Source organism: Pseudomonas sp. P4_C4 (genome assembly GCF_056402055.1).
The window spans coordinates 45810-70723 of the sequence record NZ_JBFUID010000032.1 but is presented as its reverse complement, the minus strand read 5'-3'; the positions used below and the strand labels follow the sequence as shown (position 1 = coordinate 70723).

Annotated in this window: 20 protein-coding genes and 2 pseudogenes; 5 read left to right on the top strand and 17 right to left on the bottom strand. The window is 60.8% G+C overall.

Annotated features, from left to right (window positions below; translation table 11 throughout):
• Window positions 1-1085, bottom strand: a 1085-nt coding sequence (locus tag AC1DXW_RS17620) for a type VI secretion system Vgr family protein (RefSeq protein WP_477760271.1), incomplete at its 3' end; no start/stop codon positions are given.
• Window positions 1086-1419: 334 nt separating this feature from the next.
• On the opposite strand from AC1DXW_RS17620, the gene AC1DXW_RS17615 reads away from it, so the two are divergent.
• Window positions 1420-2541 (top strand): HlyD family secretion protein, encoded by a 1122-nt coding sequence (locus tag AC1DXW_RS17615; RefSeq protein ID WP_477754668.1) that lies wholly within the window; start codon window positions 1420-1422, stop codon window positions 2539-2541.
• Complete coding sequence (locus AC1DXW_RS17610) at window positions 2538-4130, top strand: DHA2 family efflux MFS transporter permease subunit (protein WP_477754667.1); 1593 nt, start codon at window positions 2538-2540, stop codon at window positions 4128-4130. Before AC1DXW_RS17615 ends, AC1DXW_RS17610 begins: the two co-directional genes overlap by 4 nt.
• 21 nt (window positions 4131-4151) lie before the next feature.
• Here the strand turns inward: AC1DXW_RS17610 and AC1DXW_RS17605 are convergent, their stop codons facing one another.
• The 5 genes from AC1DXW_RS17605 to AC1DXW_RS17585 form a co-directional block, all read right to left on the bottom strand.
• Window positions 4152-4592 (bottom strand): carboxymuconolactone decarboxylase family protein, encoded by a 441-nt coding sequence (locus tag AC1DXW_RS17605; protein ID WP_477754666.1) that lies wholly within the window; start codon window positions 4590-4592, stop codon window positions 4152-4154.
• A gap of 115 nt (window positions 4593-4707) precedes the next feature.
• Window positions 4708-6150, bottom strand: a complete 1443-nt coding sequence (locus tag AC1DXW_RS17600; protein WP_477754665.1) for a mechanosensitive ion channel domain-containing protein — start codon at window positions 6148-6150, stop codon at window positions 4708-4710.
• 219 nt (window positions 6151-6369) lie between these two features.
• Window positions 6370-6996 (bottom strand): isochorismate family cysteine hydrolase YcaC, encoded by a 627-nt coding sequence (ycaC, locus tag AC1DXW_RS17595; RefSeq protein WP_095942550.1) that lies wholly within the window; start codon window positions 6994-6996, stop codon window positions 6370-6372.
• Window positions 6997-7052: 56 nt separating this feature from the next.
• On the bottom strand, window positions 7053-7736 hold the full coding sequence (locus AC1DXW_RS17590) for an isochorismatase family protein (RefSeq protein ID WP_477754664.1): 684 nt from the start codon (window positions 7734-7736) through the stop codon (window positions 7053-7055).
• A gap of 92 nt (window positions 7737-7828) precedes the next feature.
• Window positions 7829-8695 (bottom strand): pirin family protein, encoded by an 867-nt coding sequence (locus AC1DXW_RS17585; RefSeq protein ID WP_477754663.1) that lies wholly within the window; start codon window positions 8693-8695, stop codon window positions 7829-7831.
• Between the two features lie 104 nt (window positions 8696-8799).
• Between AC1DXW_RS17585 and AC1DXW_RS17580 the strand changes: the two genes are divergently transcribed.
• Window positions 8800-9708: a LysR family transcriptional regulator gene (locus AC1DXW_RS17580; RefSeq protein ID WP_108231944.1), complete on the top strand. Its 909-nt coding sequence runs from the start codon at window positions 8800-8802 to the stop codon at window positions 9706-9708.
• Between the two features lie 61 nt (window positions 9709-9769).
• Here AC1DXW_RS17580 and AC1DXW_RS17575 read toward each other — a convergent pair whose 3' ends face one another.
• The 7 genes and pseudogenes from AC1DXW_RS17575 to AC1DXW_RS17545 form a co-directional block, all read right to left on the bottom strand.
• Window positions 9770-13009, bottom strand: coding sequence for a transporter substrate-binding domain-containing protein (locus AC1DXW_RS17575; RefSeq protein WP_477760270.1), 3240 nt, complete (start codon window positions 13007-13009; stop codon window positions 9770-9772).
• On the bottom strand, window positions 13010-13636 hold the full coding sequence (locus AC1DXW_RS17570; RefSeq protein ID WP_477760269.1) for a response regulator: 627 nt from the start codon (window positions 13634-13636) through the stop codon (window positions 13010-13012).
• Between the two features lie 108 nt (window positions 13637-13744).
• Window positions 13745-14146, bottom strand: coding sequence for a chemotaxis protein CheY (locus AC1DXW_RS17565; protein WP_477757177.1), 402 nt, complete (start codon window positions 14144-14146; stop codon window positions 13745-13747).
• A 127-nt stretch (window positions 14147-14273) separates the two neighbouring features.
• Window positions 14274-14990, bottom strand: coding sequence for an MgtC/SapB family protein (locus tag AC1DXW_RS17560; RefSeq protein WP_477756335.1), 717 nt, complete (start codon window positions 14988-14990; stop codon window positions 14274-14276).
• 153 nt (window positions 14991-15143) lie between these two features.
• Window positions 15144-17858, bottom strand: coding sequence for a magnesium-translocating P-type ATPase (gene mgtA / locus AC1DXW_RS17555; protein WP_477756336.1), 2715 nt, complete (start codon window positions 17856-17858; stop codon window positions 15144-15146).
• Between the two features lie 587 nt (window positions 17859-18445).
• Window positions 18446-18613: pseudogene (locus AC1DXW_RS17550) on the bottom strand (SidA/IucD/PvdA family monooxygenase); the annotation flags it as partial.
• The gene (locus tag AC1DXW_RS17545) at window positions 18610-19092 is read right to left on the bottom strand and encodes a sigma-70 family RNA polymerase sigma factor (RefSeq protein WP_477760268.1); all 483 of its coding nucleotides are present in this window, start codon (window positions 19090-19092) and stop codon (window positions 18610-18612) included. The gene AC1DXW_RS17545 and the pseudogene AC1DXW_RS17550, both read right to left, overlap by 4 nt.
• 220 nt (window positions 19093-19312) lie before the next feature.
• On the opposite strand from AC1DXW_RS17545, the pseudogene AC1DXW_RS17540 reads away from it, so the two are divergent.
• A pseudogene (locus AC1DXW_RS17540) lies at window positions 19313-19546 on the top strand (cyclic peptide transporter); the annotation flags it as partial.
• A gap of 126 nt (window positions 19547-19672) precedes the next feature.
• Window positions 19673-22090, top strand: coding sequence for a TonB-dependent siderophore receptor (locus AC1DXW_RS17535; RefSeq protein WP_477760267.1), 2418 nt, complete (start codon window positions 19673-19675; stop codon window positions 22088-22090).
• Between the two features lie 231 nt (window positions 22091-22321).
• Here the strand turns inward: AC1DXW_RS17535 and AC1DXW_RS17530 are convergent, their stop codons facing one another.
• The 4 genes from AC1DXW_RS17530 to AC1DXW_RS17515 form a co-directional block, all read right to left on the bottom strand.
• Complete coding sequence (locus tag AC1DXW_RS17530) at window positions 22322-22828, bottom strand: PaaI family thioesterase (RefSeq protein WP_477753885.1); 507 nt, start codon at window positions 22826-22828, stop codon at window positions 22322-22324.
• A gap of 45 nt (window positions 22829-22873) precedes the next feature.
• Window positions 22874-23335 (bottom strand): GyrI-like domain-containing protein, encoded by a 462-nt coding sequence (locus tag AC1DXW_RS17525; RefSeq protein WP_477753886.1) that lies wholly within the window; start codon window positions 23333-23335, stop codon window positions 22874-22876.
• A 114-nt stretch (window positions 23336-23449) separates the two neighbouring features.
• Window positions 23450-23986 carry a glyoxalase superfamily protein gene (locus tag AC1DXW_RS17520; protein WP_477753887.1) on the bottom strand — a complete coding sequence of 179 codons (537 nt, stop codon included), beginning with the start codon at window positions 23984-23986 and terminating at the stop codon, window positions 23450-23452.
• Window positions 23987-24261: 275 nt separating this feature from the next.
• Window positions 24262-24789: an MFS transporter gene (locus AC1DXW_RS17515; RefSeq protein ID WP_477753888.1), complete on the bottom strand. Its 528-nt coding sequence runs from the start codon at window positions 24787-24789 to the stop codon at window positions 24262-24264.
• Between the last annotated feature and the right edge of the window lie 125 nt (window positions 24790-24914).

Here is a 24914-nt window from a genome sequence, read left to right as displayed (position 1 = left end):
TCGCGGGCGGCGCCGGCCTTGAGCCCGATGATCACCGCCCGCGGCGCGAAGGCCTGGGGCGCGCCGTCGGTGACTTCCAGCACCTGGCCCGGTGCCAGGCGGGGACTGCTGCTCATGCCGCGCAGGCGGGTGCGGCGATTGAGGTAACGCTCGTGGCGCAGGCGCGCATAGAAGTAGCCGCTTTCGCACTGCACGTCTTCGGGGAAGTCATGGCGGTCGCCGAGCGCGGTGTAGGGTTCGGCGTAGTGATAGGCCTCGCCGTAGGTGCCCTTGGCGCCGCGCGTCTGGTCGATGTCGCCGTCGAGGTGCGCGCGGGCGTCACGGTGGTGGTAGGCGCGGATATTCACGTGCTGTTCCACCACCTGGTGTTCCGACTGCAGGGCCCAGACGCTGTCCTCACCGCKGCTGCTTAACCCGGAGAGCGGSCGCAGCGGCAGCTCGACGTCGAACTGGTAGGCGCGCGGGGAGTCGTGGAATTCGACGACGTCGATGCCCAGGCGYTCGTCGCTGGTGAAGCGGTACCAGATGCCGACKTCGGCCAGCAGGCGGGCRAYRAAGGCCAGGTCGCTTTCGCCGTATTGCATCACCTGCTCRCGCCGGGGGTATTCGCGGTGCAGGTGGAAGAGGAAGTCCTGGCCCCGGAAAGCGTGGCGGCCGCGCAGGATGTGCTCGACGATCTCCGGCACCGASYGGTGCTGGTAGATCCGGTATTGCCGGCCCCGCGCGAGCAGCGCCAGACGCGGTTGCAGGGTGACYTCGTAGCGCGCCTCGTCGAKGGAGGCGGACAGGCGTTTGAAGCCACCGATCACCCCGTGCAAGGTGCGCAGCGGCTTGACCTCRGRCGGTTCGAAGATCAGGGACGAGACCTTTTCCGGCATCGCGTGCAGGCTGAAGCTGGCGGGTTGGCCGAGCAGGCGTTCGGCGGCGATGTCGAGCTCGCTGGAGGTGAACTCGATGTGGTAGCTGAAGGGCTGGCTGAGGTGTTCTTCGCCGTGGAAGGCCAGGACGTCGAGGGGGGCGTCCACCTCGCGCACCCAGAGTGTGTGGCGGCTGTGGTCGAAGAAGGTGCGCGGTGCGTTGGACAAAATCAGGCCTCCCTTGGCTGTTGAGGCGGACGGGGAGGCTTCGTTGCCTCCCGCGTTCAAGCGCTCGACAGCTTTCAGGAAGGTAAAAAAGGTTGATATAGGACGTGTCTAATAAGCGTGTAGGGTGTTTCCGAATAATGCAGCAGGCCACAACGTCCTAAGACTCTACCTACAACAGTAAAAGAATCCTCGGCATCTCGACAGCGGCCACGAATGAGTCTTCCTGATCAGGACTCCACCTGACGACCGGCAGCAAAAACCATTTGCCAMAAAATATTACATACGTCATATTACAATCATCATAATTAACCTCCGCTCCAACAGGTAATCCTCCATGACCAGCATGCCCACCGTTGAACCCGACCTGGCTGCCCCGGTGACTGCCGCCAAACCTCCCCTGCTCAAACGCCTGCTCTTGCCCGCCGTGGCAATCGCAGCGCTGGTATTGGCCGGTGTGTATGGCGCGCATTGGTGGACCGCCGGCCGCTTCATCGAGGAAACCGACGACGCCTACATCGGCGGCGACGTAACGGTGATCGGGCCGAAAGTGGCGGGCTATATCGACGAAGTGCTGGTGGCCGACAACCAGAAGGTCAAGGCCGGCGACGTGCTGATCCGTCTCGATTCACGCGACTACCGGGCCAACCTGGCCAAGGCCGAAGGCGCAGTGGCCGCCCAGCAAGCCTTGCTGGCCAACCTCGACGCCACCGAACAACTGCAACAGGCCGTCATCGGCCAGGCCCGCGCCGGCATCGATGCCGCCGGCGCCGAGGCCGCACGCTCCCGGGATGACGATGCCCGCTACAAAAAACTGGTGACCACCAACGCCGTCTCGGTGGAAAGCGCCCAGCGGGCCAACGCGACGTTCAAGACGGCCCAGGCCCAAAGCAATCGCGCCCAGGCTGAACTGCTGGCCGCGCAACGCCAGTTGAATGTGATCGACACCCAGAAACAACAGGCCCGCGCCGCCTTGATCCAGGCCAGGGCCGAGCGCGACCTGGCGCAATTGAATGTCGGCTACACCGAACTGAAGGCGCCGGTCGACGGTGTGATCGGCAATCGCCGGGCCCGGGTCGGCGCCTATGCCCAGGCCGGTTCGCAATTGCTCTCGGTGGTGCCGACCAGCGGTCTGTGGGTCGATGCCAACTTCAAGGAAGACCAACTGGCGCACATGGTGCCGGGGCAACGGGTGGTGATCCATGCCGACGTGCTGTCGGGCCAGGAATTCCACGGTCACCTGGACAGCCTGGCCCCGGCCAGCGGTTCGCAATTCAGTGTGTTGCCACCGGAAAACGCCACCGGCAACTTCACCAAGATCGTGCAGCGGGTGCCGGTGCGGATTCACCTCGATCCGGCCGACAGCGTACTCGGCCACCTGCGCCCGGGATTGTCGGTCACCGCTGAAGTGGATACGCGCAAGGAGCCTGAAGCGCCAGCCGTGGCCAGCGCGCCATGAGCCGCGCCCTCGCCGCCCCGGCGCAACCGTTCAATGCCGCGAACATGGCGACGGCGACCAAGGTCTTCGCCTTTGCCAGCATGTGCATCGGTATGTTCATTGCGCTGCTGGATATCCAGATTGTCTCGGCTTCGTTGCGTGACATCGGCGGCGGGCTCTCCGCCGGCACCGACGAAACCGCGTGGGTGCAAACCAGTTACCTGATCGCCGAAATCATCGTGATTCCCCTGTCGGGCTGGCTGTCGCGGGTGTTTTCCACGCGCTGGCTGTTTTGCGCGTCGGCCGTGGGCTTCACCCTGACCAGCCTGCTGTGCGGCGCGGCCTGGAACATCCAGAGCATGATCGCCTTCCGTGCCCTGCAAGGGTTTCTGGGCGGCTCGATGATCCCGCTGGTGTTCACCACCGCGTTCGTGTTCTTCACCGGCAAGCAACGGGTGATCGCCGCCGCGACCATCGGCGCAGTGGCCTCATTGGCACCGACCCTGGGGCCGGTGATCGGTGGCTGGATCACTGACATATCGTCCTGGCACTGGCTGTTCTACATCAACCTGGTCCCCGGTATCTTTGTCGCCGTAGCCGTGCCGATGCTGGTGAAAATCGACCAGCCGGAACTGTCGCTGCTCAAAGGCGCGGATTACTTGAGCATGGTGTTTCTGGCGCTGTTCCTCGGCTGCCTGGAATACACCCTGGAAGAAGGCCCGCGCTGGAACTGGTTCAGCGACCGCACGATCCTGACCACCGCGTGGATCAGCGGCCTGGCCGGCCTGGCATTCATCGGCCGGACCTTGCATGTGGCCAATCCGATTGTCGATTTGCGCGCCTTGAAAGATCGCAACTTCGCCCTTGGCTGTTTCTTCTCGTTCGTCACCGGCATCGGCCTGTTCGCCACCATTTACCTGACGCCGCTGTTTCTCGGCCGGGTGCGGGGCTACGGAGCGCTGGACATTGGTCTGGCGGTTTTCTCCACCGGGGTGTTCCAGATCATGGCGATTCCGCTGTACGCCTTTCTGGCCAATCGCATCGACCTGCGCTGGATCATGATGACCGGCCTTGGGCTGTTCGCATTATCGATGTGGGATTTCAGCCCGATCACCCATGACTGGGGGGCCAAAGAATTGATGCTGCCACAAGCCTTGCGCGGGATTGCCCAGCAACTGGCGGTGCCGCCAACGGTGACCTTGACCCTCGGCGGCCTGGCGCCGGCACGGCTCAAGCATGCGTCGGGGTTGTTCAACCTGATGCGCAACCTGGGTGGGGCTATCGGCATCGCCGCGTGTGCGACCATTCTCAATGACCGCACCAACCTGCATTTCACCCGGCTGGCGGAGCACCTCAACAGCACCAACGAGGCGCTCAACCAATGGCTGTCCCAGGTCGGCAACAACTTCGCCGCCCTCGGCCAGAGCGGTGACGCCGGAGTCACCGCCAGCCTGCATCAACTATGGTTGCTGACCTACCGCGAAGCCCAGACGCAAACCTATGGCGACGCGTTTCTGATGATCGGGGTGTGCTTCGTCATCGCCACGGCGATGGTGCCCTTGATGCGCAAGGTGCAACCACCGGCCGCGCCGAGCGCCGATGCGCATTGAGCCTCGGCTCCCTTTTCGATATCAGGCCTGAGGAGTTTTGCGGAAACCGACGGCCAAACGGTTCCAGCTGTTGATGGTGCTGATCGCCACGGTCAGATCGACCATTTCCTTGGGCGTGAACTGAGCGCTGACCACTTCGTAGTCTTCATCTGGCGCGTGGGTCAGGCTCAGTTGGGTCAGGGATTCGGTCCAAAGCAGCGCGGCACGTTCGCGATCGCTGAAGAACGGTGCCTCGCGCCACGCCGTTACGGCGAACAGGCGACGCGGGGTTTCGCCGCCCTTGATAGCATCGGCGGTGTGCATATCGATGCAAAATGCGCAGCCATTGATCTGCGAAGCCCGCAGCTTGACCAGTTCAACCAGGTTTTTTTCCAGCGGCAGCTTCGAAACCGCCGTTTCCAGAGCGATCATCGCTTTGAGGGCATCAGGGGACGCGGTGTAGAAATCGGTACGCGGTTGCATCGTGTGCTCCAGGGCAAGTGGGGGTGTGACTACCTTAGCCCCCTGCCCCGTTTGCACAAATAGCCAATATTCCAGAAGTCGAGGAGGCCACTTGCGGTGTCTTGTTGGCCGCTGGTCATACCCGACTGCGCAACCACCGCAGAAAGCCCTTCTTCTCCACTGTCACCGGCAGGTCCTGAGTCAGGGTTTTCGCTTTGAGCAAGCGGTAGTCGAGCAAGGTTTTCATCGCATCGTTGATGTCCTGACGGGCATCCAGGCATGGCTTGAGGTATTCCTTTTCGATGCGGTACAAGCCACAAAAGGTCTTGGCGGTAAACTGCGCAGGCACCGAACTGTCGTCCAGGATACCGGCCTCGCCGATCACCTCTCCGGGCCCCATGCGGCCTGATTCGAACGGCGAGCCATGACGGGGCAGCGTCACGCTGACGACACCGGACTCGATAATGAACAAGTGATCGCTGACCTCCCCCGCGTCGAGGATCGTTTCGCCGGCACGGAAGGTTTGCAGGGTCATGTTCTGGCTGAAGGTGTCTTTTTCTTCCTGACGCAACGTGGAGAAAATCGGCGAACTGTCGAGCAGTGCCCGGGGCCGCGACAGGTTGCCCGCCAGCGTGGGTTCGACGCTCGACAACAGGTTGACCCCGGACGCCTGCAAGTGTCGGTACGCCAGGTCGAACAGCTGATTGCGCACCGTGCGTTTCTCGCTCATCGACGCGACAAACCCATTGATTTCGTATTCCACTCCGGTGCTGCTGGAGCTTTTCAGCGAGACGCTCGGGGCCGGTGTGTCCAGCAGAAAACGGCAACCTTGCATGGCGCGTTCAAGGGCATCAATCACTGTGTTCGGCCGTGCATGGGGGCTCACTTGAAGGGTGATGGAAACGCCAAACATATCGCTCGGGCGGCTGAAGTTGATGATCTTGGCCTTGGCTGCCAATGAGTTGGGAATCACCGCCAGGCTGCCTTGGGCGGTTTGCAGGCGCGTAGCACGCCAGTCGATGTCGGTGACCCGGCCTTCCATGCCGTCTATGGAGATGTAGTCATCCAGTTGATAGGGTTTGGTGGTGTTCAGGACGATCCCGGAAAACACGTCACTGAGGGTACTTTGCAAGGCCAGGCCGACAATGATCGCCAACGCACCGGACGTCGCCAGCACGCCCTTGACCGGTAGATCGAGTACATAGGCCAGGGCGGCAATGATCGCGATCAGGAAAATCACCGCACCGAGCAAATCCTGGAGCAAGCGCCCGGTATGCCCCACCCGTTGCATCATCACCGCGCCGATCAGCACCGTCAGCATCCGCGCGCCAAACAGCCACCAGCCGATCTGCAATCCGGTGGCCGCCAGGTGCAACGGTACGTTGTCGGCCCAGGGCGGCGGCTCCATCGGATTCAGGCCTTCATTGAACAGCAGAAGGCTGTATAGCGCGAAAATCGTGACCCGCAACAGAAGCTTCCAAGGGTTGCGGTTGTCACCGATTAAACGCCACAACCCGAGGTCGATCAGGATCAGCGCCATGGCGCAGATCAATGGGTGTTCGGTGAGGAAAGACAGCATCAAGCAACTCCAGCCAGGGCTAATAACGCGAAGATCGCATGGATTGGCCATAGTGTAGGAGCAATTGATTTGGCGGGATGAACACGTCTGGCTGGACACCAAAAAAACTGTGGGAGCGAGCTTGCTCGCGATGGCGTCGGGTCAGCCAACATTGATGTTGACTGTGACTCAGTCATCGCGAGCAAGCTCGCTCCCACAGGGGTATGAGTGATACCGAAGCTATTTGCTATTGGCCAGCGTGCTGTAGCTGGTCATCAGGTTGCGGTAATCCGGAATATGGTTGGAGAACAGCGTGCCCAACCCTTCGATGTCGTTGCGCCAGTCGCGGTGCAGTTCACAGGCCAGGCCGAACCAGGTCATCAATTGCGCGCCCTGAGCGGTCATACGGTTCCACGCCGATTCGCGGGTCAGTTCGTTGAAAGTGCCGGACGCGTCGGTGACCACGAACACCTCAAAGCCTTCGGCCAGTGCCGAAAGCGCCGGGAATGCTACGCAAACTTCCGTCACCACACCGGCGATGATCAGTTGTTTCTTGCCGGTGGCCTTGATCGCCTTGACGAAATCTTCGTTGTCCCAGGCGTTGATCTGCCCCGGGCGAGCGATGTACGGCGCGTCCGGAAAAAGTGCCTTGAGCTCGGGCACCAGCGGGCCGTTGGGACCGGTTTCGAAACTGGTGGTGAGGATGGTCGGCAGCTTGAAGTACTTGGCCAGGTCGGCCAGGGCCAACACGTTGTTCTTGAAACGATCCGGATCGATGTCGCGCACCAGCGACAGCAGGCCTGCCTGATGATCAACCATCAGAACCGCGGCGTTGTCCTTGTCCAGACGCTTGTAGGAAGTAGTCATTGCAGTAGTCCTCGCGTGTTATCGATGCCGAGTGGAAATCGGCGTGGGGTCACCGGTCAGCGCTGGGAGTCCAGCACCTCGTGTTCGTTCGCCACTTGTTGGGCCTTGAGGTAACTCTCGATCAGCAACTGATAATGCGGCATGGCCTGGGCGTAGACAGCGGCCCACTGCTCGGCATCCGGACGGTTCCACGAGCCTTGCAGCTCGGATAGCGTCGCCATGATGTCGATCGGCACCACCCCGGCCTGGGCCAGACGGGCAACGGTCAACTCGGTGGCCAGTTTCGAGTGGTTGCCGGAGGCGTCGACCACGGCAAACACCTTGTAGCCTTCATGCACCGCCGCGATGGACGGGAACGCCAGGCATACGCTGGTCAAGGTGCCGGCGATGACCAGGGTTTTCTTGCCGGTGGCTTTGACCGCCGCGTGAAACTCCGGGTTGTCCCAGGCGTTGATTTCACCTTTGCGCGCCACGTACTGCGCATGGGGTGCGGCCTCGTGGATTTCCGGGATCAACGGCCCGTTCGGCCCCTGGGGAACGGAAGCGGTGGTGATCACCGGCATCTTCAGCAGGGTCGCGGCCTTGGCCAGGGCAATGGCATTGGCGCGCAGTTGGGGCACGTCCATGTCCTTGACGATCTGGAACAGTCCGCTCTGATGGTCGATCAACAACATGGCGGCATCGTTGGGATCGATAGTCGGTTTCTGGCCATTGAAATTGGCCGCGTTGACGGTACTCATGTGCGTTTCCTCTTTCTTTCAGGCAATAGCCATCCCTGGCCTCGGACCGGCCTACGCATCCTGTGTAGAACGGGTGTTTGAAACGAAACGGGTTAAGCGTGCATCCGGCCGAAGCGACCGGACTGGAAGTCGGCGAAGGCCTGGTGGATTTCCTGCTCGGTGTTCATCACGAACGGCCCGTGGCCAACAATCGGCTCGTCGATCGGCTCGCCGCTGAGCAACAACACCACCGCGTCTTCGCTGGCTTCGAGGGTCATTTGATCGCCCTTGCGATCGAACAGGGCCAACTGCCCCTGGCGCACCGACTCCAGGCCATTGACCTGAACCGTGCCGCGCAGAACCACCAGCGCGGTGTTGCGCCCTTCATGCAGATCAAGGGTGAGCAACTTGCCGGCATTCAAACGAATGTCCCACACGTCGACCGGGGTGAAGGTGCGCGCCGCGCCCTTGTGGCCGTCGAACTCACCGGCGATCAGGCGCAGGCTGCCGGCGTTGTCCTGCAAGGCGATGTTCGGGATGTCTCCGTCGAGGATCGTCTGGTAACCGGGGTCGGCCATCTTGTCCCTGGCCGGCAGGTTGACCCACAACTGCACCATCTCCAGGGTGCCACCGCTCTTGGCGAAACCCTGGGAGTGAAACTCTTCATGCAGGATCCCCGAGGCCGCGGTCATCCATTGCACATCGCCGGGGCCGATCTTGCCGCCACTGCCGGTGGAGTCCCGGTGCTCCAGTTCGCCCTTGTAAACGATAGTCACGGTTTCGAAGCCACGATGAGGATGCTGACCAACGCCACGTCGTTCGCTGGTCGGGGTGAATTCAGCGGGGCCGGCGTGATCCAGCAACAGGAACGGGCTGATGTGCTTGCCCAGGCTGTCGTAGGAAAACAGCGTGCGAACCGGAAAACCGTCGCCAACCCAATGGGTTCGTGGACTGGTGTAGATACCGATGATGTTTTTCATGGTGTCTCCTTATGAGGTGGGTGAAGCCATGGACAAAGCTTAAAACCGTGACCTTTGCTGCGCTAGACTGCAAAAATCAGCTTTAGCGTTCTATTTGGAGAACGATGGTGGAAGACCTCAACACCCTCTACTACTTCACCCAGGTGGTGGAGCATCACGGTTTCGCAGCGGCGGGCCGGGCACTGGACATGCCCAAGTCCAAGCTCAGTCGACGCATTGCCGAACTTGAAGAGCGCCTCGGCGTGCGCCTGCTGCACCGCACCAGCCGGCATTGCTCGTTGACGGAAATCGGCCAGGCCTACTACCAGCGCTGCCTGGCCATGCGCGTGGAGGCGGAAAGTGCCGCCGAACTGATCGAGCGCAACCGCTCCGAGCCCCAGGGCCTGGTGCGTGTCAGTTGCCCGACGGCACTGCTCAATTCCTGGGTCGGGCCGATGCTGACCCGCTACATGCTCAAGTACCCGTTGGTGGAGTTGTTCATCGAGAGCACCAACCGCCGGGTCGACCTGATTCACGAAGGCTTCGATATTGCCCTGCGGGTACGCTTTCCGCCGCTGGAAAACACCGACATGGTGATGAAGGTGCTGGGCAACAGCACCCAGAGTGTGGTCGGCAGCCCGGCCTTTGTATCGCGCCTGTCGACGCCGGCCTCCCCGGCCGATCTCAGCGGCTTGCCGAGCCTGCACTGGGGCGCGGCGCAGCGCGAATATCAGTGGGAACTGTTCGGTGCCGATGGCAGCACCGCGATGATCCGGCATGCACCGCGGATGGTCACCGATGACCTGTTGGCCCTGCGCCATGCGGCGGTCGCCGGGATCGGCATCGTGCACCTGCCCAGTGTGGTGGTGCGCGACGAAATCGCTGCCGGGCAACTGGTGGAACTGGTGCCGGGCTGGGCGCCGAAAAGCGGTGTCATCCACGCGATCTTCCCCTCACGTCGGGGCTTGCTGCCTTCGGTGCGCACGTTGATCGATTTTCTCGGGGAAGAATTCAGCCGTAGTGATATTGCTTAGCGGCGGGGGTAAGGCTTTGGACCGAGTCGCGGCCTTCGCTGGCAAGTCGGATCAAGCACCCTCAATCCTGTTCCAGACGCTGGTCCAGGCGGGCCATGGCTCGCTGCAACTGGTCGACGGCATCGTCGATCAGTGCCGCGCGGCCGTCATTACACGCCCGCTCCAGTTGTTCGCAACACTCGACCAGGCCAAGCGCTCGCACCATCAGCGCCCCGCCCTTGATCCGGTGTGCCAGCGTCTGCAGACCCGGGCGATTGCCGTTGGTGTGCAAGGCCAGCAAATGCACACGGTCCTCGCGGTTGGTCAGCGCCAGATCGTGCATCAGTTGATCGATCAACTCACGATCCGAATCAACATAGCGTTCCAGCCCGCTCAAATCGAATTCGGCGAAGCCAGGGTCGACGATCGCCGCTTGGGGCGCACTGGAAAACCGCCGGGCCAGCCACGCCTGCAAGTCCACCAGGCGAATGGGTTTGAACAGGCAATCGTCCATCCCCGCCGCCTTGCACCGGTCCTTTTCCTCGGCCTGCGCGTTGGCGGTAAAGCCCAGAATCAGCGTCGGCGACAGCCCCTGCACCCGCTCTTGCTCACGTATCGCGCCGGCCAGCTCGTAACCGCTGAGTACCGGCATGTTGCAGTCGGTGATGACCAGATCGAAACCGTGCCCGTGCCTGCGCCCGCGCCACTGTTCAAGCCCCTGTGCCCCGTCTTCAGCCAGCACCACGCAATGGCCCAGATAGCTCAGCTGCCGCGAGAGCAACAGGCGATTGGCCGGATAATCGTCGACCACCAGAATCGACAACGCCCGGGTCGTGAGCTGCGCCGGATCCTGGGACACCACCTCGGCGGGTAACGTTTGCAGGACGGCCAGCACCAGGCTGATGTCCACCCGCGTGCCGCGCCCAGGCTGACTGTCGAGTTGCAGCCGGCCGCCCATCATTTCACACAGGGTACGGCTGATCACCAGGCCCAGGCCGGAACCCTGCCGGGCCGTCTGCTGGCTATTGCCCGCCTGCACAAACGGACTGAACAGGCGTTGCTGGTCGAGAGCGCTGATACCGATGCCACTGTCCTCGATACTCAGACAGGCAGACAGATGCGCCGGGCCTTGAGGCAGCACCCGCAGTATCAGGCTCACCTCACCTTCTCGGGTGAACTTGATCGCATTGCTCAGCAGATTGGACAGCACCTGTTTGAAGCGCGTGGGATCGAGCATCACGTCACAGTCACTGCGCGCGTCGAGATCGACCCGCCACTGCAGATTCTTTTGAATCGCCAGCCCTTCGAAAACCCGGCAGACCGACGTCACCAGCGCGTGCAGATTGACCCGCTCCGGCGCCAACGACAAATGCCCGGATTCGATCCGCGCGACATCCAGAATGTCGCCGATCAAATCCAGCAACTGCTGCCCGGCGTTGGACGCCACCTCGATGGCGGCGCGGTCAGTCACCCCTTCATCGGCCCGTTTCAGTGCCAGTTCGAGCATGCCGATCAAGGCGTTCATCGGCGTGCGGATTTCATGGCTCATGGTGGCCAGGAACGTGGTCTTGGCCCGGTTGGCGTCGTCCGCCGCGTCCTTGGCTTCCTGCAATTGCCCAAGCAATTGCTGGCGCTGACGAATCTGCCGCCGCTGCCAGACGATCCCGGCCAACGCGAACAACAGCATGACACCCGCCGCCGAAAACGCCTGCACGATCGCTTGTCGGTGTCGCAGCCAGTAACTCTGCTCGACCATCGAGTCATAGCGCCAGGGTTGAGTCAGCTCGTCAATTTCTTCGGGGGGAATACTCAGTAATGCCTTGTCCAGAATCGAATGCAGCTCGGTGGCCTCCCGACTGGTTGCCAGGGTGCTTCGGGCGGGGTCGGTGCCCACGGTGCTGGTCACTTGCAGGCGATCGCGATACTGCCGGGAAATCAGGTAACGGGCGCTGATCAACGAGTTGATACCGCCATGGGCCTTGCCCTGGGCGACCATTTCCATGGCGTCCGTCGACAGTGGCGCATCCACCAGCTCGATCAGCGGGTATTGCTGGCGAATGTACTCGCCGGCAATGTTGCCCTGGGTCAGCGCCAGGGTTCTCCCCGCCATGTCATCCAGCGTCCTGGGGCTGTCCGCGTCCACGCGGGTCACCAGCACCGACGGGCTGCTCAGAAACGACCGGGTGAACCGCAATTCATCTTCACGCTGGGAACTGAGGCCGATACCGGCCAACACATCGATCTGGCCGCTCGTGATGCCCGTCATCATCTCGGCCACCGACTTCATGCCCTGGATATCAAATTGCAACCCGGTGCGCAAAGTGATTTTCGCCAGCACATCGACGCCGATACCGCGAAACTGGCCTTCGCTGTCGACAAATGAAATCGGCGGGATATTTTCGTTGATCGCGACCTTCACCCGCGGGTGGCGTTCGAGCCAGTGCTGTTCGGCCACGCTCAATTGCAAAGACTGAGTGCCCGGGATATGCACCCCGTTGGCCCCCCAACGGCGCAGGATGTTCATTTGTTCATTGGTGGTGATGGCCGCCAGCGCCTTGTTGACGATGCGCAATAGCGCAACGTTGTCGCGGGCTATCGCAAAGGCAAAACGCCCGGACTCCATGGGCGAGAAGTCCGTCAGGTGCACGTTGTTCAGGTAATTCCTGCTGATCAGATAATGGGCATTGATCGCATCACCGAGGTAGACATCAGCCTGGCCGAACGCCACGGCGCCCATCGCCGCCAGTGTCGAGGGAAACAGCTGGACCTGCGCTTTGGAATAGAACTGTTGCACGCTGTATTCGGGCAAGTAGTGATACAGCATCACCAGTCGCTTGCCGGCCAGCGTCGGGTCGAGCACCGGAGGGAAATCGGTGCGGGTGACCAGCACCGGTTGATCCACCGCGTAGGCGCTGGACATCTGTAGCTGCGGATCTTCGGCTTCGAATCGGTTGGCCGTTCCCAGCAGGTCGGCCTGCCCGTCCTTGATGGCCTGCACCGCGTCGGCCCGCGACGGATAACGTTGAACCTCGATGACGACATTCAACAATTGTTCCAGCAATCCGGCGTAATCGGCTGTTACGCCTTCGAACACCTTGCCTGCCGTGTTGAACTCGAAGGGGGGATAGTCGGGAGCCGAGACAGCCAGTACCAATCGGCCCTTTTGCTGCAACCAGCGCAACTCGGTTTCCGACCACCTGACGCTCAGGCCTTCGGCACTCGAGCGTCCCAACAGGGTCAACGACTGTTGTGCACAGACCGTCGATGCCCAGAGTAGAAGGCCAATCAGCACCCCGCCTGCCAGTCGTCGGAGAGCGTTCATTCAGATCAATTGATTGCGCAGGGCGAAATCCCTCAAGTGCACCGACGAGCTCACGTTGAGCTTGAGGGTGAGACGGGTCTTGTAGGTACTGACGGTCTTGTAGCTCAGGTGCATGATCTCGGCGATTTCCAGGTTTTTCGAACCCCGGGCCAGGTACTGCAGAATGGTCAACTCACGGTTGGAGAGCTTGTCGATCAACTGCTTTTCACTGCGTTGCAACTCCCCCATCGACACGGAACTCGAGGGGAGCTGGGCGAAATAGGTATAGCCGGCCATCACGCAATTCACCGCCGCCTTCAAGTCATCCAGGTCCTTGCTCTTGGAAACATAGGCAACAGCCCCGGCCCGCATGCAGCGGTCCTGATAGAACTGGGCCTCCAGCGAGGTGAACACCACCACGCGACATCGCGTGTTTTCGGCCTTGATACGGTCCATCACCTCAAGCCCCGCCACACCCGGGAGACCCAGATCAAGCAGCACGACATCCGGTTGATGCTCGCGGATCAATGCCAGGACCTCATCGCCACGGGAGGCCTCGTAAATACTCTTGAATCCTTCACCCTTGAGTACGAGTTTGATCATGGATCGAACCACCGGATGATCTTCCACAATCAGTGCTGACTTCATGACAACTCCCGTGCAAAACAACACGATCGGGCAAAAAATGCCCTCCAGGCACTGCAGCGATTGGGCACAACGCTGCGCATAGACTTTTGCATGGAAGGCTGGAAAGTACTACCTGACAGAAATGACAGTTCCGACGAATGGTAGCCGACGATCGACAGCGCTCATCAACTGCGTAATGGACGCCAGGTCCGGCAGAGCGGCCTGGCTCAACCGGACTTTGCCCGCGACTGGCGACAACGGCGCCTGCCGTTCATTGAAGATAAACGCGTGATGAACCTGCGGGTTGTCGGCAAGGAAACTGAACAGGTCCAGCGCTCCAATTGCCATCGCCCCATTGACCAGCACCAGGTCCAGAGGCTCGCAACCGTACTCCACCAGTGCAAGGAGCTCGTCGAGGCTCTGCACCGGAGCCACCCGAAAATAGCCGAGCTGGTTGAACAGTCGCTCGATCCGCAGGCGGTTGAAGTGCTGCGCATCGGCGATCAGGATGCGCAAGGATTTGTTCGGCAAGGTGACCTCCAAATGGATGTCGGTTTCAAGAGGTCGCAAAGCCTACGGAAGACCTTCCTGGGTTTATGTAGGAATATTCCTAAATAAATGCTGGTTAATCTGACGCTTGCCCGGGAAACCTTGGCCGTTACTCCGTGGTACTCGGACTCCAGAACGCCTGCACCACCATGCTCGACGTCGAAATCCGCGCCACCAGCGCATCCAGTTCATCACCATCGACCGAGGTGGTGGCCAGGGTGGCTTCGATTTCAATTTCATCCGCGCCGAAGGCATGCACATCGACATCGCTGGCCGGATAGTTGCTGCGCGCAAGCTCGGCTTCGAGCAAGGCCAGCACGGTTTTCTGCTGCGTACGCCGGGCAATGACATAGACGATGTTGGTGACTTCCGCCGAAATCACATCCAGCGGCTGACGGTTGATGTTGTTGACGATCGGCCGCAGCAAGGTGTTTGCCGCGAGCACGAACAAGGTGCCAAGCAAGGCCTCGGCCAGCAGGTCGGCACCGGCGCAGGCACCCACTGCCGCCGAGGTCCAGAGCGTGGCGGCAGTATTGAGGCCGCGCACATTGCCCTCTTCGCGCATGATCACCCCGGCGCCGAGAAAGCCGATACCGGAGACCACGTACGCCACGACCCGCACGGCGCCTTCGGCCCCGCCGAGCCGGTTGGCCATGTCGACGAAAATCGCCGCGCCCACCGCCACCAGCACGTTGGTGCGCAGGCCGGCGGTGCGTTGCCGGTACTGACGCTCGAAACCGATCAGGCCACCGAGGATAAAGGCCGTGCTGAGGCTGACCAGGGTGTCGATCAGGGAGGTCAGGTTGAGGTTGTTAAGTGCTTGCATGATGAATCCCTTGAAAAATACACGCCCCCCCCTGTGGGAGCGAGCTTGCTCGCGATAGCGGTGTATCAGTTGACATGGATATCGACTGACACTCAGTCATCGCGAGCAAGCTCGCTCCCACAGGGGGTGCGTTGATTGGCCAGCCTCGCGGCTTTATTGCCAGCCAAACCGGCGAATGTAGAACCCCTTCACCGCCTGGGTCAGCGCCATGTACGCCAGCAGGATCACCGGCAGGAACACGAAGTACAGCGACGGCAACGCCTGCAATTTGAAGTAATGGGCCAGCGGTCCCATCGGCAGGAAAATCCCCACGGCCATGATCAGTCCGGTCATCACCAGCAACGGCATGGCCGCGCGGCTTTGCAGGAACGGGATCTTCGGCGTGCGGATCATGTGCACGATCAGTGTCTGGGTCAGCAGCCCGACCACGAACCAGCCGGACTGGAACAGGGTCTGGTGATCCGGGGTGTTGGCATCGAACACGTACCACATCAAGGCGAACGTGCTGATGTCGAAGATCGAGCTGATCGGCCCGAAAAACAGCATGAAGCGTCCGACGTCGCCCGGCTGCCAGCGCTGTGGTTGCTTGAGCATTTCGTCATCGACGTTATCGAACGGGATGGCGATCTGCGAAATGTCGTAGAGCAGGTTCTGCACCAGCAGGTGCATCGGCAGCATCGGCAGGAACGGGATGAACGCACTGGCCACCAGCACCGAGAACACGTTGCCGAAGTTCGAACTGGCGGTCATCTTGATGTACTTGAGCATGTTGGCGAAGGTCCGGCGCCCTTCCAGCACGCCCTCCTCCAGCACCATCAGGCTCTTTTCCAGCAGGATGATGTCGGCCGCTTCCTTGGCGATGTCCACGGCGCTGTCCACCGAAATACCGATGTCGGCGGTGCGCAGGGCCGGGGCGTCGTTGATGCCGTCACCCATGAAACCGACCACATGGCCGTTGCCCTTGAGCAGACGGACGATGCGTTCCTTGTGGGACGGCGTCAGCCTGGCGAAGACGTTGGTGGTCTCCACCGCCTTCGCCAGCTCAGCATCGCTCATACGTTCGATGTCGTTGCCCATCAGCAGGCCTTGCTGTTCCAGGCCGACCTCGCGGCAGATTTTCGCCGTCACCAGTTCGTTGTCGCCGGTCAGCACTTTCACCGCCACGCCATGGGCGGCCAGGGCCTTGATGGCCGGTGCGGTGCTTTCTTTCGGCGGATCGAGAAACGCCACGTAACCGATCAGCGTCAGTGCCTGTTCATCGGCCAGGCTGTAGGTGTCGCGCCCTTCGACCATCGGCCGTGCCGCGACCGCCACCACCCGCAGGCCCTCTGCGTTGAACGAGGCAGTGACCTGACGGATTCGCGCCAGCAGTTCTTCGGTCAAGGCTTCATCGACTTCGCCGTGACGCACCCGCGAGCAGACCGCCAGCACCTCTTCCACCGCGCCCTTGCAGATCAGCAGGTGCGGTTGATCACGCTCGGCGACCACCACCGACATGCGCCGGCGGGTGAAGTCGAACGGAATCTCGTCGACCTTGCGAAACGCCGTGCCGACTTTCAGCTCACGGTGGATTTCGACATGTTCGAGCACCGCCACATCCAGCAGGTTTTTCAGGCCGGTCTGGTAGTAGCTGTTGAGGTAGGCCATTTCCAGCACGTCATCGGAGTCGTTGCCCCAGACGTCGACGTTGCGCGCCAGGAAGATCTTGTCCTGGGTCAGGGTGCCGGTCTTGTCGGTGCACAGCACGTCCATGGCGCCGAAGTTCTGGATGGCGTCGAGGCGTTTGACGATGACTTTCTTGCGCGACAGGAACACCGCGCCCTTGGCCAGGGTCGAGGTGACGATCATCGGCAACATTTCCGGGGTCAGGCCCACGGCAATCGACAGCGCGAACAGCAGCGCTTCGGTCCAGTCGCCCTTGGTGAAACCGTTGATGAACAACACCAGTGGCGCCATCACGAACATAAAGCGGATCAGCAGCCAGCTGACTTTGTTGACCCCGGTCTGGAACGAAGTCGACGCCCGGTCAGTGGCGCCGACCCGCTGAGCCAGGGCGCCGAAATAGGTGCTGTTACCGGTGGTGAGGATCACCGCCATGGCCGTGCCGGACACCACGTTGGTGCCCATGAACAGGATGTTGTCCAGGTCCAGCGGATTGAGTGTGTCATGGTCCTGCTGGCGGGGAAATTTTTCCACCGGCATCGATTCGCCGGTCATCGCCGCCTGGCTGACGAACAGGTCCTTGGCGCTGAGCACCCGGCAATCGGCGGGAATCATGTCACCGGCCGACAGCACGATCAGATCGCCCGGCACCAGTTGCCTGATCGGCAATTCGATGCGCTGCGCGCTGTGCTCCTCAAGGTCCCGGCGCATCACAGTGGCAGCGTTGCTGACCATGGCCTTGAGGGCATCGGCGGCCTGATTGGATTTGGTTTCCTGCCAGAAACGCAGCAAGGTCGAGAGCACCACCATGGAGAAAATCACGATGGCGGCTTTCATGTCTTCGGTCAGCCAGGAGATGACCGCCAGCAACGTCAGCAGCAGGTTGAACGGATTCTTGTAGCAGTGCCACAGGTGCGTCCACCAGGGCAGCGGTTGTTCGTGCTCGACTTCGTTGAGGCCGAATTGCTCGCGCAGGGCATCGGCTTCGAGTTCGCTCAAGCCGTCGGTGTGACTGCCCAGGGTGTTGAGCAATTGACCGGTGTCGCTGCCGGCAGCGGCCACCAGGGTTTGCGCCAGGGTGGGCGGGACTTCACGGCTGACCGTGGTGTCGGTGAAGGTTTCCAGCAACGCCAGGCGGCGAAAGTGCCGGGCGATGTGGCGGTTACGCAGGAAGCCTGCGAAGAATTCCTTGAGGGTAAGTTTCATGGCTGGTGCCCCTTTGGTCAGCCGGGAAACCGTCGAGCAGGCAGGTCCACGCCGCTGCCGCCGGAACAACCGGCAAAGCAAGGCCTGGCGCGCCGGTCACGAATGACAGGCGTGTCGATAGAGCGGCGGCCACGACAAAAAGTCGAAACCACGCACTGTTCAGCGTCGATGAGAGGGACGTCGGGACATGGCCCGGACTGGCCATGATCAGGATGCCGCTGCTCGCTTTTCGGCGAGACAACGGCACAGGAGACTGCGCGTTATCTTGCCGAGAAAATGCCGGTTACCGAGACCGGCCGACAACTGTCACTCGAACAAGTACCCACTGTGGGTCTCCGTAATGGATGAAAACGCGCGAAGCTTACGCCCCGATGTTTGGCGAGTAAACCCGATACAAAAGCTTGCAGGGGCAATCTCGGGGATCTTCAGGAAGGGTTCAGGATTGAGTGTTTTGGGTGATTTCAATCGCCCCATCGCGAGCAGGCTCGCTCCCACAATGGACCTGTGTTCACTGGACTACTGTGGGAGCGGGCTTGCTCGCGAAGGCGGCCTTACAGACGCAGCAAATCTCAGCTCGCCGTCGCCAACAACAAATCCACCACCACCGAGTAATTGGTGTTGTGGTACTCGTTCACCAGTCGTTCGCGCTCGCTGTCGGGTTGCTGGAACACCAGGTCGGTGAACTCCGGCGAGAACACTGCGTTGACGAAGGGGCTGTCGTCGACCGGCTTGAGTGCCGAGCCGCGCAGGATCACTGGGCGTCCCACTGGCGCATCCGCACACGGCAATGCTTCATGGCATTGACGATGTGCTTTTCGACCAGCGCACGGGAAATACCCAGTTGCTCGGCGATTTGCGGATGGGACAGGCCCTCGATCTTGCGCAACAGGAAGCTCTCGCGGCACAACCGTGGCAGCTCCGCCAAGGCCCGCTGGAGCATGTCCAGGCGCTGGCCGTGATCGAGGACCTTGTGCGGCGAAGGCGTGAAGTAGCGTTCTTCGCTGTCGAGTACGTCCAGCGGCTCAGCGCGACGCAAGGCGTTGCGTCGATGGTCATCGATGACCAGATTCAATGCAGTGCGATAAAGAAATGCCCGGGGCTGCTCGATCGGCGCTTCGCTGGTGCGTTCCAGCACGCGCAGGTAAGCGTCATGCACCACATCTTCGGCCACCTGGCGGTTGCCCAGCCTGGCGTTCAGGAAACACACCAGCTCGCGATAGTAGTTTTCCAACATGACTCCCGTCCGCCTGGGGTGCGGTTTCTGTCCTTGAGCCGTTCCGGCGACCGCTGAATCACGCAGCGGCAAGATAGTGGCAATTTGAGTCGCGTAATTTATAGTAATTCTCATATAGATTTAAAGTACTGCTTCGACTTGCCCGGTAAATTGTCTCGAACCCTGTAGGAGCGAGCTTGCTCGCGAAGGCGGTGGGTCAGTCGAGATCAGTGTTGAATGCCTGGCGCTGGTCAATGCCTGGCTGGAAGAACGCCCGGTGTTGGTGTTCGACGAATGGGCCGCCGACCAGGACCCGACCTTCCGCCACATCTTCTACACCGAGCTGCTGCCGGACCTCAAACGCCTGGGCAAAACCATCATCGTCATCTCCCACGACGACCGCTATTTCGACATGGCCGATCAACTGGTGCGCATGGAATCGGGCCGGGTCGTCACCGAGCGCGCGACCGCCTGACGGTCGTTGCCGCACGCAGACCATTGTTTTTTGAAGTTTGTTCTCCGGTTTAGCCAAAGTGGTCCGTCTAATAATAATTATCATTATCTAAAAAACTGCACACACCATTCTGGAGCGATTCGAGCAATGCAAAGCCTTACTCTGTCCCGCGCACCGCTGGCATTAGCCATCGAACGGCAAAAGAAATTCCGAACGGTCGTGCCGGGCGCGCTGCTGACCCTGTTGCTGCTGGGCACTTCCCAGGTCGAGGCAGCCCCGGTGAACGTCAATGTGCCGGCTCAGTCGCTGGCCAGCGCATTGCGCCAACTGGGCCAGCAGACCAACCTGCAGATTCTCTACAGCCAGGACATGGTCAACGGCATCAAGTCCACGACGGTGTCCGGCAGCATGGAAGCGGAACAGGCACTGAAAACCTTGCTGCTGGGGAGCGGCATCAATTTTCAGTTGAATGGCAACACCGTGTCGCTGGTGCCGGCGGCCGGTGACTCCAGTACGTTGCAACTGGGTGCGACGTCCATCACCGGCGTGGCGCTGGGGCCGACCACTGAAGGCACGCACTCCTATACCAGCGATGAAGTGACCATCGGCAAAGGCAACATCAAGGTCAAGGACATCCCGCAGTCGGTGTCCGTCGTCACGCGCCAACGCATGGACGACCAGAACCTGAACAGCCTGCAGGACGCCCTGCGTCAGGTCACCGGCGTGACCATCAAGACCTACAACTCCGGCTCCAGCCTCAATGACATCTACATGCGTGGCTTCCTCGTCGATCAGGTGCAGGTCGACGGCGTCTCGCAACCCACCGGCCAGGGCGACATGGCCACCAGTTTCGACCTGGCGATGTACGACCGCATCGAAGTGCTGCGCGGTCCTTCGGGCCTGTACCAGGGCGCGGGTGAACCCGGCGGTACGATCAACGTTGTGCGCAAGCGCGCCCTGAGCCAATTCGCCCTCGGTGGCGAACTGGCCGCAGGCTCCTACGATCGCTACCGTTCTTCGGTGGACGTCACCGGCCCGTTGAACGACCAGGGCACCGTGCGCGGTCTCTTCATCACCGCCTACGAGAACAACAAGTCCTTCGTCAACTACGCGCAGAACGAACGCCCGATGGTCTACGGTCGCCTGGAATTCGACCTCGACCCGACCACCACCCTGTCGGTCGGCGGCGCTTACCAACAGAACCACTCCACCCCGGCCTTCGGTCTGCCGGCCTACGCCGACGGCAGATTGCTCGACGTACCGCGCTCGACCTTCGTCGATGCCAAGTGGAACACCCTCGACGAAAAGGTCTGGGAAACCTTCGCCGAACTCGACCACGAACTGGACAACGGCGGTCAGTTCAAGACCACCCTGACCTACCGCGACGCCGAAACCCCGCAGCGTAACTTCACCTGGGCCGACGGCGCGGTCGACCCCACCACCGGTGACAGCTCAGTCGTGGCCTATGACTACTACACCCACATCAAGACCATCGGCGTCGACAGTTTCGTCACCACGCCGTTCGAGTTCGCCAATCGCCGGCACGAGTTCACTCTGGGCGCCGAGTACCAGCACCTGGACAAGGACTTCACCTACGGCGGCGGCGAGTACTTCCCGATCAACGTGTTCGACCCGGGCAGCATCGACATTCCCCACAACGACTATGCGCACGTCAACGGCAACTGGTCCAAGTCCGATCAGTACGGCGTCTACACCCGTGCCAAGTTCAACGTCACCGACTGGCTCGATGTCATCGGCGGCAGCCGCGTCACCTGGTACGAAAGCGATGCGAAAAACGCCAACGCCTTCTTCGACAACTTCGGCGAAGCCCACACCAGCATCAACCGCAAGGTCGTACCGTACGGCGCCATCATCGGCAAGATCACCCCGCAGCTGTCGACCTACTTCAGCTACACCGGCGTGTTCAAACCGCAGAGCGAAATCGGCACGGATGGCAAGCCGGTCGGCCCGCGCGAAGGCAAGCAGTACGAGATCGGCGTCAAGCGCGAATTCTACGACGGTCGCCTGAACGCCAGCATCGCCGCCTTTCGCATCTACGATGAAAACCGCGCCGAATACGACAACACCTCCGGTGCCTACATGACCGAAGGCAAGGCACGTAGCGAGGGCTGGGAAACCGAGCTGAGCGGCAACCTGAGCGAGAACTGGAGCATCGTCACCGGTTACGCCTACACCTCCACCAAGTTCCTGGACGGCGATCAGGCCAACAAAGGCAAGACCTTCAGCACCATTACGCCCAGGCACAACTTCAACCTGTGGAACAAGTACGAGTTCACCGACGGTGCGCTCAAGGACTTCAGCGTCGGCGGTGGCGTGCGTGTGGTCAGCGACACCTACTACCAGCGTGACGTGAAGTTCCAGCAAGGCGGCTTTGCCATCGCCACGGCGCAGGTCGGCTACAAGTTCAACGAACACCTGTCGTCGACACTGACCGCCAACAACCTGTTCGACCGCAAGTACTACGACCGCGTCGATGCCTCCTGGGGCACCAACTTCTACGGCGACCCGCGTACCGTGACCCTGAGCCTGCGCGCGCAGTACTGATGGCTGAAAGCCTCATCTGCAACAAAAAAACCGGGCCGTTGTAGGAGCGAGCTTGCTCCGGGCGGCGATCCGACGATGGATTCAAGAGCGCTGCGTTTAGCCAGTAAACACGCGTTATCGTTAACGACCATCGCGAGCAAGCTCGCTCCTACAGGGGGGCAGCCTTTGTATCTGGAAAGGTGCTCACTCGCTGACGAATGGCAACGGTGATGCGCGTTCGTTGCGCCGGGTTCAGGATTCGACCTGACGCTCGTGCGCTTCGGCCCTGAGTTGCCCGGTATCGACGCGGACAAAGGTGGAATCCCCGACAGCGGTCAGGACATCCCCGGCGAAAACCTCGCAAATGACCCGACTTTTGCGCCCGACATCGCCCTCGACTTTGGCACGCAGTGTCAGGGGGACACCCATCGGGGTGGGCTTGATGAACTTGATGCCCAGGTGACCGGTGACGCAGGTAATGTGGGGCAAGCTGCCCGCTTCGCGCTGCTCTGCCCGATAGTGATAAGCCATCGCAGCCCAGTTGGAGTGGCAATCGACCAGCATCGCAATCAAACCGCCGTAAACCAGGTCCGGCCAGCCGCAGTACTTGTCATCCGGCAAATGCTCGGCCATGACATGCACCCCGTCTTCATGCCAGAAGCTCTTGATGTGCAACCCGTGCGGGTTCTGGCTGCCACAGCCATAACAAACGCCTTCAGGCGCGGCGATGTCTTGAAGCGAAGTGTCCTGCGTGGTCATGCCGTGTTGATCCTCAAGATTTAACCCACCTGTTTCGTTCAGCGTTTATGCCACAACGCCAATATGAATCCGGACTTCGTCAGGGCCGCCATAGGATTCAAAGTCCGTGGCGTAACGACGTTGCACCTGTTGATGCTGTTCAAAGTAGTTCCAGATATCCCCCCAGGCCTGAATGACCGCAGCGGGCATTGGGCCACGGGCTTCGAAGACCAGATACTTGCCTTCCTGAATCTCGATGCTGTCGAAGTCCGCGCTCGTCGCGGTCACGGGCACACCTGCCGTCACGTTGTACAAACCGTTGGCGTCAGATTCATAAGTTGAGTACACACCAACAACAGGTGCATTGGGTAAACGGTCCGGGATCTGCTCGGCAACGCTGCTGGCAAAGAACTGCCCCCACAGCCCGGGGATCTTCGCACTCTCCTTCCGGAATTCATCCTGGTTCTTCGTACGTACGGTCAGACCTGATACGAGGAAGCGAGAAACGTGGGCGATGTTGGGTTCCATTCCGAGATCTCCTGATTGAAGGTTTCAGATTAAAGCACAGCCTGAATCGGTGCGAGCGAGGTCGAATCGTTGTGCCTTGAAGCGGACCGGGTCACCCCGGTCCGCACCGTCGAATCAGTATTGGCAGAAGCGAATCCGATTGCCGAACGGGTCGTAGACTTGCAGCTCTTTACCCCAGCCCTGCTGAACAATATCCGGACGCCCGTATCCGTAGCGCTTGCCGAGCAATTCGTCCCGCAGCAGTTCAATATTTTTCATCGGCACAAATACCGTCGAGCCAGGACTGGCATCGCCATGATGTTCGGAAAGATGCAGTTGCAGCCCGTCGCGACTGATGCCCAGGTACAGCGGCAGATCAGCCTCGAAGCGGTGCTCGAACTCGACGCTGAACCCCAGGAAATCCAGATAAAACTCGCGCGCCTTGCCTTCGTCGAACATCCGCAGGATTGGAATGGGTTTGTCGAAAGTCGCAGCAGGCGTGGACGGCATGTTTGCCGGGGCAAGCATCGCTGACGCGGTGTTCCAGTCCTTGTAGCCCAGTTGCTGCGCGACCAGTTCCAGCGCGGTGGAATGGGTCACCACTTGATTGCGTTCCTCCAGCGAGGCGCGCAACTGTTTGGCCATTTGCCTGGCTTGCTCGATTGAAAACATGACTGCTCCTGTAGCCGAGATGCCTTGGTGCTCGCATTGCCAAATCTCGACCGTCAAGAGAGGCGACAGGGTTCGTACAAGAAGGAGATGCTTTCACCTTTCCCAGCGGGAGCGAGCGGCGGGCAGCATCGGGCCGATGCCGATAATACATAGGCGATACGGGATGCGGAAGACGGCTCGGCAGAACCCTGTCCGAGGCCTGAGGACTATTCCTTCAGGCGTGAAAGTTGCTGAACCACAAATGCCCCGACGGTCCATCAGTGAGTTCGCATTGGCTATGTCACATCCACCAATGACTTCATATGCGTCGCAAAATCATCCTGTATCGGCCGGAACCCGCAGCTAAGGTAAAAGACTGCGCCCTCGGGTGTGTCCGTGGTCAGTCGCACAACGCGGAAATACTCAGACGCCAATTCCAGCAGTTGCTGCACCAACGCTTTGCCTACGTTCTGGCCCCTTGATGCCAGCGCGGCGAAGACAAACAGCGTCCAGTGCGGCGCTTGCAACCGCGTGCACAACAACAGCAACAACAGTGCCCCACCGCCCAGCAACGCCGCCACCGGCAGAATCCGCCCCTGGCCATATCGATCCACCAGGCGCGAGACCTGCGGCGCACAAAAGGCCGTGGCCAGGGCGAACGTCGCCGCCACCGCACCGGCCATTCCGTAGCCACCCTGCAACTGCGAGAGCATGGTGATCAGGCCGATGCCGGTCATGGAAATCGGCATGCGCGCGATCATTCCGGCCAGCACGAATGCGCCACTGCCGGGGGCTTTGAACAACTCGCGATAGGGGTTTGCCATGGGTCCGGCCTCAGTCAGGGCATGCACGTTGCCATAACGGCGAATCGAGGGGGAAGCAGCAATTTGTTGGTTGAATGTGAAGGCCTCTTCGTCAAATGAACTCTCGGCCACCCAAACCAGTCAGC